Below are 13,783 nucleotides of genomic sequence, written 5' to 3'. Positions count from 1 at the left end.
GCCTTCACTGTCATCTCAAGGATTGAGCAATGATTGAATGTCTGACATTACCGTCCCATGCCTCTAGCACTAAGAGGTTGTTTATATGTTCGCGCAAACGAAAAGCGCAAGCGTCAGAAAGTACTGATCAATAGCCACTGAATTCACGGGTTTGCTTGATTGTTACTTGTCGGACGCTTCTCTGACTTTCTGGATAAAGCAGCGTAGGAAGTTGTCGGAACATTCCTAGGTTGTACGGCGGCACCGCTCTAGCCCCTGTGGTTCTGCCGCCTGTGAAGGGGTTGGGCACCCGGCAGGCGAATAAGTGCACACAGTGCTTTTGTTGCGAGGTGCTAACGTTGATCCAGCGTAGTACAGAGCGATACACATCCAGCCTATAGGTGTAATGGGTCGGGCAACTAATCTCGATAGTTGCCTGAAACTGATATTTCAACTCGGGTAGTAGAATTATGAGCGCAATTCACGAGCAGGCCATGAACTATGTTTATCAACAAGTTCTACAACGTTTGATCGGGCACTTCACACGCGCCGAACGCACCGCACTTCAATTACTGATTCAACGCATAGTCGTCGCGGCCGGTGGCATGGAGCAGGTGGGTGATTACAAAGTGCTGATAGCCCATGGCGGCGGCGAAGTCAGCAGCTACACGCTGGCGTTGCTAAGGGCGGCGCAACTGTCCATCGCCGGGCGCGCACCCAAGACTTTCCAGTTGCGCGTGGCGACCTTGCGACACGCAGGGATGACCCAGGCCACCCTCGACACGCTGCACCAAGGGTATAGCGCGCTGTTTTTCCATGACGACCCCCGCGTCGAATTATTGATGGTGGAAAACCAGGAGGTGTACCCCTTCAACCACCAGCGCCCTGCGTCGAGCAGCGGTCGCGAAACCAGCCAGCGCACGACGCTGATGGTGGGGCACCTGACGTCCGGTGATCTGCGCGCCACGTTGTGCACTGACACCTTCCTGTCCCTGGGCGATTTCTTTCAGCGGGTCACGACCTGGAACGGTGGCGTGCATGCCGTGGTCAGTGGCGATTCGGCGCGCAAGCAGAGCCAGTACCTGGCCTGGCTGAAAAAGCACGCACTGATAGCTGGAGTGGGGATGTCGCGAGGTAAACCGATGTCGCTCAGTGGGCTGTTTGCACGCATGGAGGAGTGGAGCGTCGGCTGTTACCGCGACCTCTACGGCGATCAATACGTGTCGGGCGAAAGCCCTGGTCGTGGCGGGCATCGTCACTTGGCCTACATTGGGATTGCCGACCTACTGACTGACGTAGACCCCGGCTCCGCGCCGTTGCTCACGGAGTTCCTGGCCTATAAGCCAGACCCGTTCGGCTTCCACTTCAGCCATCCGGTGTATCCGAACCCGCTGCTGATGGCCCATCTGTACGGCTTGCAGGCCCAGTGTCTGCGTGAGCTGTCCTACGAGGATGGCGTCGAAAGCTTTATTCGCCAGGCGCACGGCTACATGAGTCGCCGACAGATTCCCGAATACCTGATCGCAGAGGCCAGCAGCCCGGATGGCCGTGCGTTGTCGACCGCTCATGCGCAGGCGGTTTTTGGCCTGGATGAGAGCCAGTTGACGTGCTTGCTCTACTCGCCCTTCATCCACCACGGCCAGCGCCTTGAGGGTTACCTGCGCCAATGCCACCCCGGAATGCTGGTTGCGCTCCCGGAACTGCATAAGGTGCTGCAAGGCAAGGTGTCCTCCGACGTGCTGCAACAGTGGGCTGTCGACGCCAGCGGGTTGCCGCTGCCGTTACTCCAGGCGTTGTACCGCCGGCGGCCCGGAGAGGTGGAACGTAGCGTGCTTGCGCGCGGCCGCGAGGCCTCGGGTTCGGCTGTCGCCACACCAGGCTGCGCCTTTCAAATGTCCGGGCGCTAGCGGCATGGGTGGGTGCAGTTGCCCTGGTGGGTGGTCATGAACCTGCGGGGTGAGCGGCAAGCGGAATTTGCCTATCAGGCGGTGTACCGCTACATGATCAGCCTGATCAATGAAGTCGGCCTTGAGACCCCGGTCAAACTACCGTCACTGCGGCAGTTGTCGACGCGCTTGAACGTGTCGATCTCGACGATTCAGTACGCCTATTCGCTGCTGGAAAAGGAAGGGCGGGTCTACTCGGTGGCCAAGTCCGGTTACTTCGCCTGGCCAGTGACCAGCAACCCGTTGATGGCTCCCGGTGGCGACCTGCTGGAAAGGCTCTATGCCGCGGCACGACGCCCGCGCATGGCCGTACTCAGTAGCGACGAACCTGCGTTGCTGGGCGCACTGGATGGCACCTTGCTGACGCTCGAGCGCCAGTTGATTCGCCGTTATCCGCGCCACCTGCAACCCTGGTCGCAACCCTGCGGCGTGTGGGAGTTGCGGGCGGCACTGGCGGCGCGCTACACCTCATCGCCCACGCGCTGCTGGCAAGCCGACGAGGTGTACATCGGTGCCGACCTGCGTGGCGTGCTGGAAATCCTGATCGATGTGCTGGGCCTCAAGGGGACTACGTTGATTGTCGAATCGCCCTGCGACTGGTTGATTCTGCGTTTGCTGCAGGCCGCCGGTGTGCGGGTGATCGAGTTGCCCTGGAAGGCCGATGGCAGCCTCGACCTGATGAGCTTCGAGCACCTGTTGCGCCATGAGCCGGTGCAGCTGGTACTGCTGTCATCCGTGGTCAGCCTGCCGTCGGGCGTGGCCATGTCGGTGCAAGAGCGGCTGCACGTGGCGCATCTGCTGGAGCAGCACGGCTGCTGGCTGCTGGAAAACGACAGCTACGGCGACTTGGCGTTTGCCGCTGGCCAGCCGGCGCTGCGCAATCTGGTCAACCCGGAGCGGCTGATCGTCTTTTCGTCGTTCGACAAAACCCTGGGGGCGGAAGCGCCGTTCGGCTATCTGCTGTCGCGGCACTTGAGCAGCGAATTGCAGCGTCAGTTCCTGCTGCGCGCCTTTCGTTTGTCGTCGATCCGACAGCGTGCCATCGCCCGCCTGTACCAGAGCGGGCGGTTTGACCAGCACTTGCAGACCCTGCGCCAGCGCCTGCAGGAGCAAGCCGAGGCCATGAGCCAGCGTGTGGATGCGCGCCTGGAGGGGCGCGTGACCTACCAGCCGCCCCGCGCGGGCGCCAGTCTATGGCTGCAATCGGTGGCCACGGTAGACATGCGCCAGGTGTTCCAGCGCATGGTTGCCCAGCAAGTGGTGATTGCCCCGGGCGAGCTGTTCAGCCTGGCTGGCCTGCACCACCAGCATGTGCGCCTGAGCCATGTATTCAATGGGCATCCGAACCTGGACGTGGCCTTGGACGCATTGGCACTGGCATTCCAGCAGGCGCAGATTGGCTGAGTTAGGGAGTGTTAGAAAATTCTCCTTCTGCTGTGGGATCGATACCATCGCGTCGTAGTCCAACTCTCAGTAAACTGTCATTTTTTCCGAATCCTTCTTTCCGAGGTTTATGCATGACAATCAGTCCTTTTGCGGGCAAGCCGGCGCCAGCCCAGTTGCTGGTGGATATCCCGCGACTGGTCACGGCCTATTACACGGGCCAGCCTGATGCAGCGATCTCCACCCAACGCGTCGCCTTCGGCACCTCCGGGCACCGGGGCAGCTCGTTCGAACTGAGTTTCAACGAATGGCACGTACTCGCCATCAGCCAGGCCATTTGCCTGTACCGTGAAGCCCAAGGCATCAACGGCCCGCTGTTTGTTGGCCTGGACACCCATGCGCTGTCCACGCCTGCCGGCGCCAGTGCGCTGGAAGTGCTTGCCGCCAACGGCGTACACGTGATGCTGGCCGAGGGTGATGAATACACGCCAACCCCGGCGATTTCCCACGCGATCATCTGCTACAACCGCGGCCGCACCAGTGGTCTGGCGGACGGCATCGTCATCACGCCGTCCCACAACCCGCCGCAAAGTGGCGGCTACAAGTACAACCCGCCGAACGGTGGCCCGGCCGATACCCACGTCACCAAGTGGATTGAAGCCAAGGCCAACGAGTTGCTGGCCAACAAGCTTGCCGGGGTCAAGCGCATCAGCCACGCCCAGGCGCTCAAGGCCGACACCACCCATCGCCATGACTACCTCAACAGCTACGTGGCCGACCTGATCAACGTCATCGACATGGACGCTATCCGCAGCGCCGGCCTGCGCCTGGGCGTAGACCCGCTGGGCGGAGCAGGGGTGCGCTACTGGTCGGCGATTGCCGAGCACTACCGCCTGAACCTGGATGTGGTGAACACCGAAGTCGATTCGACGTTCCGCTTCATGAGCGTCGACTGGGATGGCCAGATCCGCATGGACCCGTCCTCCAGCTACGCGATGCAAGGCCTGATCGGCCTCAAGGAACGTTTCGACGTGGCGTTCGCCTGCGATCCGGACCACGATCGCCACGGCATTGTCACCCCGTCCGGTGGCCTGCTGGCACCGAACAACTACCTGGCGGTGTCCATCGACTACCTGTTCCAGAACCGTCCCGACTGGCGCGCCGATGCGGCCGTGGGCAAGACCGTGGTCAGCAGCGGCTTGATCGACCGCGTCGCTGCACGTATTGGCCGGCGCCTGTACGAGGTGCCGGTGGGCTTCAAGTGGTTCGCTGATGGTTTGTTCGACGGTTCGCTGGGCTTTGGCGGTGAAGAAAGCGCCGGCGCGTCGTTCCTGCGCAAAGACGGCAGCGTCTGGAGCACCGACAAGGACGGCCTGATCCCGGCGCTGTTGGCCGCAGAGATGACCTCGCGCAAAGGCCAGGACCCAAGCCAGATCTACCGTGGCCTGACCGACGCCCTGGGTGAGCCGTTCGCGATCCGCGTCGACGCCAAGGCCACCCCGGCGCAGAAGGCATTGCTGGGCAAGTTGTCGCCGGAGCAGGTGACGTCCACCCAACTGGCCGGGGAAAGCATCCAGCAGATCCTCAGCCATGCGCCGGGCAACAACCAGGCGATCGGTGGCCTGAAAGTGATGACCGAAAACGGCTGGTTTGCCGCACGGCCATCGGGCACCGAGGACATCTACAAGATCTACGCCGAGAGTTTTATCGGCGAAGATCACCTCAAGTTGTTGGTGGAAGAAGCTCAGGTCCTCGTAGACGGCGCCATTTCCCAGTAACACGGCAAAACCAGTGTGGGAGAGGGCAGGCCTCTCCCACATTTAGCCCCCTCCAGACGTTGGACGCGGTCAAGCCAGGTCGACGAGAACGATCTCGCTATCCTCGATGGCAGTCACCCGCAACACCGACTCATCCTCAACCGCAACACCATCCCGAGCCTGTGCGCGCAAGCCGTTGACGTCTACGGCTCCGGTGGCCGGTACCAGGTACGCCCGGCGCCCGTTGTCGAGCCGATACTCGGCGCTTTCCCCAGCCTTCAAGTTCGCCGCGACCAGCCGTGCGTCCGCACGAATACGCAGGCTTTCGCTGTCGCCCGCTTTACCGCTGGCCAGGGTCACAAAGCCTTCGCGGTCACCTTTGGGAAACGGCTTGGCCCCCCACGACGGCGGCAAGCCGCTTTCATTCGGGATAATCCAGATCTGAAAGATCTTGGTCGGTGTGGCTTCCAGGTTGTATTCACTGTGGGCGATCCCGGTGCCGGCGCTCATCACTTGCACATCGCCAGCCTCGGTACGGCCTTTGTTGCCCAAATTATCGGCATGGCTGATGGCGCCTTCGCGCACATAAGTGATGATTTCCATGTCGCGATGGGGGTGCTGCGGGAAGCCGGTGCCGGGGGCGATGATGTCGTCGTTCCACACCCGCAGGTTGCCCCAGTGCATACGCGCAGGGTCGTGGTATTCGGCAAAGGAAAAGTGGTGATGGGCGTCAAGCCAGCCATGGTGGGCGCCGCCCAGCGTGTTGAAAGGTCGAAGTTCAAGCATGATCGTCTCCTGTGGATAGCGCCTATGATCCGGCACTACATGATCGATAAAAAGCGTAAAAAGTGCCTGATTCCTATCGACTTACTAGATTGATAAGCAGGGGTTTGACTTTCACTTCATCGCCTAACTGCATGACAGCAAAGCAATTGGCTGGAACTGAACGCCGATTCCGGCGACCATGGCGCATTCGCCAAAACCAACCTCATCGCTGGAGTCCGCGTGCCGCAACACACCCCTGATTTGCCCCCAGAGCTACGCCCACTGGCAGACATGCCGCTGTTCAAGCGCCTGGCGGCGCGCCTGTTTGGCCACGGACTCACGCGCCTGCGCGCCCAGCACCGGTTTTCCTGGCTGCATGGGCAGGCCGATGGCTTTCGCAGTGGGCATGAGGCAGGCGTGGAGTATGGCTACCGCGAGGGCAAGGCCGACGGCATCGAGGAGGGCCGGCAAGTCCTGCTGATCCGTGACTTTCGCCCCGATGAACACCGTGCGCCGGGTGTCGACGACAACCTGTTCGATGATTGGCGCCTGCCGCTGACCGCCGACCTGAAAAAACGCATCAAGGCTGACGTGGCGCGCCTGCTGCCGGCGCATGCCCAGCCCAGTGCCGCGCAGTGGAAGATGATCTTCAGCGACACACCTTCGACGTCGGTGATCGCGGGTGCCGGTGCGGGTAAATCCACCTCGCTGGTGCTGCGTATCCTGCTGTTGACCCATTACCTGGGCTTTGAACTCAGTTCGATGACCGTGGTGACCTTCACCCGCGAATCGCGCAGAGACTTCATCCACAAGCTCATGGAAATTCTCAACCTGTGGGGCCAACCCCTTGGCTTCAAAGAGGCCCAGGCGGTGGTACGCACCTTCCATTCGCGCATCCTGCCGATGGTGCGCAGCTTGCCGGGTTTCGAGCGCCTGCAGGCCTTCGAGAACCTGAATTCGGGTACTGAAGAGGCTGACAGCAACCCGTTCGACCTGCGTATCAACGACGCCCAGCGTCAGCAAATGAACGCCTGCTATCACCGTTTGCACGGCCAGCATGCGCGGTTCCGCGAGCTGATCGCGCCGCTGGCCCGGCATGGGCTGCAGCTCAAGGAACTGGAGCGCGAGCATCCCGACGTGCAAAAGCGCGTGGCAGTGACCGAGCTGGCGGCCAAACGCGACGAAGAACTCTGCGATCTGATCGAAGACCTGTGGTTCCGCGCAGGGGCCTGGCCGATCAAGGGCATTGAGCCGAGCCGGCAGACCGTGGAGATCAATGGCGCGAAATTCCATTGCCATGGCTACATCCCGGAGCTGGATGCGTGGGTGGTGCTGGGCTTCGATTCGCGGGAAAACGCCCAGGTCAGTCGGCCCAATTCGAAACTTTCGGTGCGCGCCGAGTGGGCGGTAAAGCGCACCCTGTTTCAAGCTTTCTGTCGTAAGCCGCTGATATGGCTTGATAATTACGATTCATCAAAACGACTGTTAAGCAGCCTGGCCGGTGATGCCAGCGCGGGGCCGGGCTTTGATTACAAGGTCAAGGGCGAGCTGGCTTCGGCGCCGCTGCTGGACTGTTTCGTCATGGCGGCCGGTTTTATCGAGAACCTCGGGTTGGATGTGCCCACGGCCGTGGGCCAGATGAGCTTTGCCAAGGACGACCCGGACCGCTTTTTCTTCGAGGCGCTGAGCATTTTCTGGAAGGCCCTGGAAGACCACTTGCTCGACCAGTCGCCGCCGATCATGACCTACAACCGCATGTTCTCGCTGTTTGGCGAAAACACCCCGGAAAACCTCAAGCTGCTCAGCGATCCGTTGCTGCGGCCGCTGTCCCACCTGATGATCGACGAATTTCAGGACGTCTCGCCGCAGATCGTCTCGTGGATCCGCGCCAGCCTGCGCGAGATCCGCAGTCGCGGTCCGGCCATGCACGTCGGGCGCGGCGCCCAGCGTTCATCGCTGCTGTGCGTGGGGGATGACTGGCAGTCGATCTATGGTTGGCGCGGCAGTTCGCCCAAGTATTTCATGCAGTTCAACCAGGAATTCCCATCCCCGGCCACCACTCGCGTGATGCTGGCGGAGAACTACCGCAGTCACCAGCACATCATCGACGCAGCGGAGCATATCGTGCGCGCTGCGCCGGCGATTCCCGGCAAAAAGGCCAAGGCCAGCGGAGCGCCCAAGCCGTTGGTGCCGGTCAAGGTGCTGGAGCGCGATGAAGCCGCACTGGGGCAGCAGTTGTTGATGCACTATCAAAACGGCGAAACAGTGTTAATGCTTTATCGAAAAAGTAGCGATAAGTTACTGATTCAAGAGCATATTCAGTCTGTAGTTAATCTGGATTCTAGCTTGCCACCCCAGGCGCGCAGGCTTAAACAGCTGACCTACCACAGTGCCAAGGGCCTACAGGCAGACGCGGTATTTCTGCTGGGCGATTGCCAACATGTCACCAGCTCGCCCTACAAGAATCAGGTGTACCGCATGGCGGGGCTGGGCAAGGACGGTGACAGCGAGCCGTATGACACTGCGCAAAGGGACGAGGTGCTGCGCCTGGCCTATGTGGGTATTACCCGGGCTGTCAGCCATTGCTACTGGTATGTGGAAAAGCCCGAGGGCCAGGCGGTGAATGTGCCCAAGGCGTCAGAGCGGGTAGATGGCAAGAAAGCCTTCTTCGACGACCAGCGGGGTTAGCCGGCGAATGCAACATCCCCCCCTGTGGGAGCGGGCTTGCTCCCACACAAGCCTGTTCCACCTTCGAACGGTGTTGCCTGTCAGCGCGTACTCAAGCCCGTAAAGTCAGCGGGGGCACAAACGACGCCAACTCATCCTCCACCGCTTCGATGATCCGCTCCACATCGGCCGCATTCATCACCGTGGCGCAAGGGATGCCCGCGATGGCAATCAACGTCTCGCCACTCGCTCGGTCAAACAGGCGGGCGACCATGCTGCCGGGCGCGTCCATGCTGCCCTCGAAGCCCATCGGATGGAAATGCCAGCGCATCAGCTGGCAGGCGTTGGGGAATGTCACTTTATTCATGTTGCCCACCTTGTTCATTGAGCGCTTCCTTTTGCTCGCGGCAGGGGCCATGACCGTCAGCGGTCGTGGCATCGGAGAAGTTAAAAATAGCATCCGTTTGTAAACGCAACGTGACTTTTTTCGCCCCGTTTGGCGGTTGTTTTCCTACCTTTTGATATGGATCACGCCTTATGGTGAGGATGCCAAAAGGCCATTATCCGGGCGTTCCACTTGGCCATTGTCGCAAGCCACAAAATTCGGCAATCTCCACGCTTTACCCGCCGCAGAGCCTTCCATGCCAAACATCGCCCCAGACGATGATAGCCAGCACACCCAAGCCACCTGCGACGTCGTGCTGCGCCACAGCCTGTGTTGGCGGCGTCGCGACCTTGATGGGGTGATGTCCTACTACCACCCGCAGATCCAGTACCACGATTTTTTCCAGAACCGTGTGGTCGGTTACGCCGAGCTGCGTGAGTACCTGCAAGCCAGCATGCCCCGTGAGGCGGACGAGGCGATTGAGCACACCGACCGCATCCGCGCTGATGGCAACACTGCGTTCATCCAATACCGCATCACCTTGCGCGGCGGCCAGGGCCTGGTGTCGTTTCGCACCAGCGAAGCGATCACCGTGCGCGACGGGCTGATCTGGCGGGTCAACGAATACGCCTCCCTGGTGCACGAACAGCCGACCCAGACCCTGCGTCCCACGGTCAGCCGCCTGGGCCTGTCACCGCAGCAATTGGGGCATATGGCCAATGACTTGCAGCAGTACTTCGAACGCAAACAGCCTTATCTGGACCCCGAATTGGACCTGCAACGGGTTTCCAAGGAATGCGGCTACAGCCGTAATCAGATTTCCTACCTGCTTAATCAAGTGCTCGGCCAGAGCTTCTACCGCTACGTGAACCAGGCCAGGCTGCAACATTTGCTCGCCGCGCTGGAGCACGCCACGCCGCCGATCAAGGTCGATGACCTGGCGTTCGCCGCCGGTTTCAATTCGTTGTCTGCGTTCTACAGTGCGTTCCGCCAACACACCGGGCAGTCGCCCAAGGCCTACGTCAAACAAATTTCCCTGCGTGCACGCGCGCAAGACATTCAGTAACACCGCGCTCTAGGATCGACCCTATCGAAACGAGGTAGGGGAAGCGGGCATGCCAGCATGGCGCAATATCAGTTTATGGATGGGCCAGTTGGACGACCCGCTGGTGGCGCGGCCGTCCCTGGAGCATGACCTCGACGTCAACGTGGTCATTATCGGCGCCGGTTACACCGGGTTGTGGACCGCCTATTACCTGAAGCGCCAGGCCCCCGAGCTGAACATCGCCATCATCGAGGCACAAACCGCCGGTTTCGGCGCGTCGGGCCGTAATGGTGGCTGGCTGATGGGCAACCTGCTCGGCGTAGATCGCCTGCTGGCCGACGTGCCGCCCGAGCAGCGCCGCGCCTCGTTCGACCTGTTGCACGGCATCCCCGATGAAGTTGCGCAGGTCCTGGGCCGTGAAGGCATCGACTGCGACTACCGCAAGGGCGGCGCGCTGTACTGCGCCGCGCGTTATCCCGAGCAGGAAGGCAGCCTGCGCCGCTACCTGGACAAACTCTACGCCCAGGGCCTGACCGAAGCGGATTATCGCTGGCTGGCCCCGCAGCAACTGGCCCAACAGATCCGCATCGCCAAGCCCTATGGCGGTATCTATGCGCCCCACGTCGCGACGATCAACCCGGCCAAGCTGGTGCGCGGCCTCGCACGGGTGGTCGAAAGCATGGGCGTGAAGATCTACGAAAACACCCCGGCCATCCACTGGCAATCCGGGCGCGTGCGCACGGCCAAGGCGAGCATCCGCGCCGCCTGGGTGGTGCCGGCTGTGGAAGGTTATGCCAACACCTTGGCGCCCCTGGGCCGGTACCAATTACCGGTGCAAAGCCTGATCGTCGCCACTGAGCCGCTGCCTGCCAGCACCTGGGATGAGATCGGCCTGAGCCACGGCCAGGCGTTCGGTGAAAGCAGCCGCCAGGTCACCTACGGCCAACGCACGGCCGACAATCGCCTGGTGTTTGGCGCCCGTGGCGGCTATCAGTTCGCCGGCAAACTGCGGCATGACTTCGATTTGACCGACAGTGAAGTCGAGCTGCGTCGCTACCTGTTCGGTGAGCTTTTCCCACAGCTCAAGCACGTACGGATTACCCATTCGTGGGGTGGCAACCTGGGCATGGCGCGCAACTTCCGCCCGCACATGCTGTGCGACCACCAGACCGGCATCGCGCTGTCCGGCGGTTATGGCGGGGAGGGCGTCGGCGCCAGCAACCTGGGCGGGCGCACCCTGGCCGACCTGATCCTCGGCCAGGCCACGCCACTGACCAGGCAACCCTGGGTAATCCGCGAACGTGGCCTAGATGCGCTCAAGGCCTGGGAACCGGAACCGTGCCGCTGGTTGGGCTACAACGCGATCATTCGCAGTTTTGTCCATGAGGACCAAGTGTTGGCAGACCCCAACAGCGCCCCTTGGCGCCGCAAGTTGGCGACCGGCGTGGCCGAGTTCATGGAAGGTTTCATGCACTAAGTCGTTTCACTCACACGGGAGAACCCATGACCATCACTCAATTCAAAGACACCCTGAACGCCCACCTGCCGGACTCGTCACCCGTGGCCGTGCCCCTCGGCGAACCGATCGCCGTGGCCTCGACCCTGAGCGTGGAGCGCAGCGACGGCGTCGAGACCGGTATCTGGGAATGCACCCCGGGTCGCTGGCGCCGGCAGATCACATCCCAGGAGTTTTGCCATTTCATCCAGGGCCGCTGCACCTTCACCCCCGACTCCGGTGAAACCGTCCACATACAAGCCGGTGATGCACTGATGTTGCCGGCCAACAGCACCGGCATCTGGGACATCCAGGAAACCGTGCGCAAGACCTACGTATTGATTCTGTAACGCTTTGATCCTTGATCGCCTGCCATAAAAACAGCCCTAAAACCGCCAGGAAATCGAACCATGAAAGCCATTGCCCTGTTGCCCTTGATGTTGCTGGCCTCCGTCAGCCAGGCCGCCGAGACGGTGAAGATCTACAACTGGTCCAGCTACATTGCGCCGGACACCACCAAGAACTTCCAGAAGCAGACCGGTATCGGTTTCAGCTACGACGTGTACGACAGCAACGAAACCCTCGATGGCAAGCTGATGACCGGCAACTCGGGGTATGACGTGGTGTTTCCGTCCAACCACTTCATGGCACGGCAGATCCAGGGCGGCGCCCTGAAAAAGCTCGACAAGAGCCAGTTGCCCAACTGGAAAAACCTCAACCCGGTGTTGCTCAAGGCCCTGGAAAACAACGACCCGGGCAACGCCCATGGTTTCCCGTACCTGTGGGGCAGCACGGGCATCGGCTACAACATCGACAAGGTCAAGGCGGTGCTGGGTGACAACGCCCCGGTGGATTCCTGGGACTTGATCTTCAAGCCCGAGTACATGGAAAAACTCAGCAAATGCGGGGTGGCAATCCTGGATAACGGCCCGGAATTGCTGCCGATTGCCCTCAACTACCTGAAGCTGCCACCCCACAGCAAAAATCCCGAGGACTACAAAAAAGCCGAAGCGCTGCTGATGAAAGTGCGGCCGTATGTGGCGTATTTCCACTCCTCGAAATACACCGGCGACCTGGCCAATGGCGACATCTGCGTGGCCGTCGGCTTCTCCGGCGACGTGTTGCAAGCGGAAAGCCGCGCCACGGAAGCCAAGAATGGCGTGAAGATCGGCTATCAGATTCCCAAGGAAGGCGCCGCGATCTGGTTCGACATGGTGGCCATGCCCGCCGACGCGCCGGATGAAAAGGCCGGGTATGCGTTCATGAACTACCTGCTGGAGCCCAAGGTGATGGCCGACATCACCAACTCGGTGCACTACGCCAACGGCAACAGCGCGGCGGACGGCCTGGTGGCGCCCGAGATCAAGGCCGACACCAAGATCTATCCGAGCGAAGAAATGATGGGCAAGTTGTTTGCGCTGGAGGCGATGCCGCTGAATATCGACCGGATTCGCACGCGGGTGTGGAACACCATCCGCACGGGTCGTTAAACGCCGGCCGCCCCTCTATGGCACTGCTAGTCCCCTGTGGGAGCTGTTGAGCTTTAGCGAGGCTGCGAAGGCGGTGGCACTGTTGATAGCGGTGTTGGCTGAACCACCGCTTTCGCGGGCAAGCCCGCTCCCACATTTGAGCTGTGTTGCTGGGATGTCAGCGCTCGGCTGGAGATCCCTCTCACACCGCCAATCCCCTGTGGGAGCTGTCGAGCTTTAGCGAGGCTGCGAAGGCGGTGGCACTGCTGGTGGAGATGTTGGCTGAACCACCGCTTTCGCGGGCAAGCCCGCTCCCACAGGTGATTGGTGTTGGCGGGCTGTCAGTGCTCGGCTGGAGATCCCCCGGGCACTGCCAATCCTCTGTGGGAGCTGTCGAGCTTTAGCGAGGCTGCGAAGGCGGTGGCACTGTTGGTGGAGATGTTGGCTGATCCACCGCTTTCGCGGGCAAGCCCGCTCCCACAGGTGATTGGTGTTGGCGGGCTGTCAGTGCTCGGCTGGAGATCCCCCGGGCACTGCTAGTCCCCTGTGGGAGCTGTCGAGCTTTAGCGAGGCTGCGAAGGCGGTGGCACTGTTGGTGGAGATGTTGGCTGAACCACCGCTTTCGCGGGCAAGCCCGCTCCCACAGGTGATTGGGGTTGCTGGGATGTCAGTGTTCGGCTGGAGATAGCCCAGGCACTGCCAATCCTCTGTGGGAGCTGTCGAGCTTTAGCGAGGCTGCGAAGGCGGTGGCACTGTTGGTAGAGGTGTTGGCTGAACCACCGCTTTCGCGGGCAAGCCCGCTCCCACATTTGAGCTGTGTTGCTGGGATGTCAGTGTTCGGCTGGAGATAGCCCAGGCACTGCCAATCCTCTGTGGGAGCTGTCGAGCTTTA

10 protein-coding genes are annotated in these 13,783 nt (G+C 61.1%); 8 read left to right on the top strand and 2 right to left on the bottom strand.

Annotation, left to right across the window (positions count from 1 at the left end):
* Positions 1-449 precede the first annotated feature (449 nt).
* The 3 genes from IB241_RS25535 (at position 450) to pgm (ending at position 5,086) form a co-directional block, all read left to right on the top strand.
* The gene (locus IB241_RS25535) at positions 450-1,886 is read left to right on the top strand and encodes a hypothetical protein (RefSeq protein WP_225595726.1); all 1,437 of its coding nucleotides are present in this window, start codon (positions 450-452) and stop codon (positions 1,884-1,886) included.
* A gap of 36 nt (positions 1,887-1,922) precedes the next feature.
* On the top strand, positions 1,923-3,329 hold the full coding sequence (locus tag IB241_RS25530; protein WP_192300955.1) for a PLP-dependent aminotransferase family protein: 1,407 nt from the start codon (positions 1,923-1,925) through the stop codon (positions 3,327-3,329).
* 113 nt (positions 3,330-3,442) lie between these two features.
* Entirely contained in the window at positions 3,443-5,086 is a 1,644-nt protein-coding gene (gene pgm / locus IB241_RS25525; RefSeq protein ID WP_192300954.1) for a phosphoglucomutase (alpha-D-glucose-1,6-bisphosphate-dependent), read from the top strand.
* Between the two features lie 69 nt (positions 5,087-5,155).
* Here pgm and IB241_RS25520 read toward each other — a convergent pair whose 3' ends face one another.
* Entirely contained in the window at positions 5,156-5,851 is a 696-nt protein-coding gene (locus IB241_RS25520; RefSeq protein ID WP_192300953.1) for a pirin family protein, read from the bottom strand.
* Between the two features lie 219 nt (positions 5,852-6,070).
* Here IB241_RS25520 and IB241_RS25515 point away from each other — a divergent pair, with 219 nt between their 5' ends.
* A complete protein-coding gene (locus IB241_RS25515) occupies positions 6,071-8,518 on the top strand; it encodes a UvrD-helicase domain-containing protein (RefSeq protein ID WP_192300952.1) in 2,448 nt (815 codons plus the stop codon).
* Positions 8,519-8,609: 91 nt separating this feature from the next.
* Here the strand turns inward: IB241_RS25515 and IB241_RS25510 are convergent, their stop codons facing one another.
* Entirely contained in the window at positions 8,610-8,882 is a 273-nt protein-coding gene (locus IB241_RS25510; RefSeq protein ID WP_192300951.1) for a DUF1652 domain-containing protein, read from the bottom strand.
* Positions 8,883-9,138: 256 nt separating this feature from the next.
* Here IB241_RS25510 and IB241_RS25505 point away from each other — a divergent pair, with 256 nt between their 5' ends.
* Genes IB241_RS25505 through IB241_RS25490 form a run of 4 tightly spaced genes read left to right on the top strand, consistent with a single transcriptional unit; the run spans position 9,139 to position 12,912 of the window.
* Positions 9,139-9,948, top strand: coding sequence for a helix-turn-helix transcriptional regulator (locus tag IB241_RS25505; protein ID WP_192300950.1), 810 nt, complete (start codon positions 9,139-9,141; stop codon positions 9,946-9,948).
* Between the two features lie 49 nt (positions 9,949-9,997).
* The gene (locus tag IB241_RS25500; RefSeq protein WP_192300949.1) at positions 9,998-11,404 is read left to right on the top strand and encodes an NAD(P)/FAD-dependent oxidoreductase; all 1,407 of its coding nucleotides are present in this window, start codon (positions 9,998-10,000) and stop codon (positions 11,402-11,404) included.
* 26 nt (positions 11,405-11,430) lie between these two features.
* Positions 11,431-11,772 (top strand): cupin domain-containing protein, encoded by a 342-nt coding sequence (locus tag IB241_RS25495; protein ID WP_192300948.1) that lies wholly within the window; start codon positions 11,431-11,433, stop codon positions 11,770-11,772.
* Positions 11,773-11,832: 60 nt separating this feature from the next.
* Complete coding sequence (locus IB241_RS25490) at positions 11,833-12,912, top strand: polyamine ABC transporter substrate-binding protein (protein WP_192300947.1); 1,080 nt, start codon at positions 11,833-11,835, stop codon at positions 12,910-12,912.
* The last annotated feature ends 871 nt before the right edge of the window (positions 12,913-13,783 follow it).

This window comes from Pseudomonas sp. PDM05 (assembly GCF_014851685.1).
Lineage (GTDB): Bacteria > Pseudomonadota > Gammaproteobacteria > Pseudomonadales > Pseudomonadaceae > Aquipseudomonas.
The sequence above is the reverse complement of the archived record's forward strand: the minus strand, read 5'-3'. Positions and strand labels throughout refer to the sequence as shown.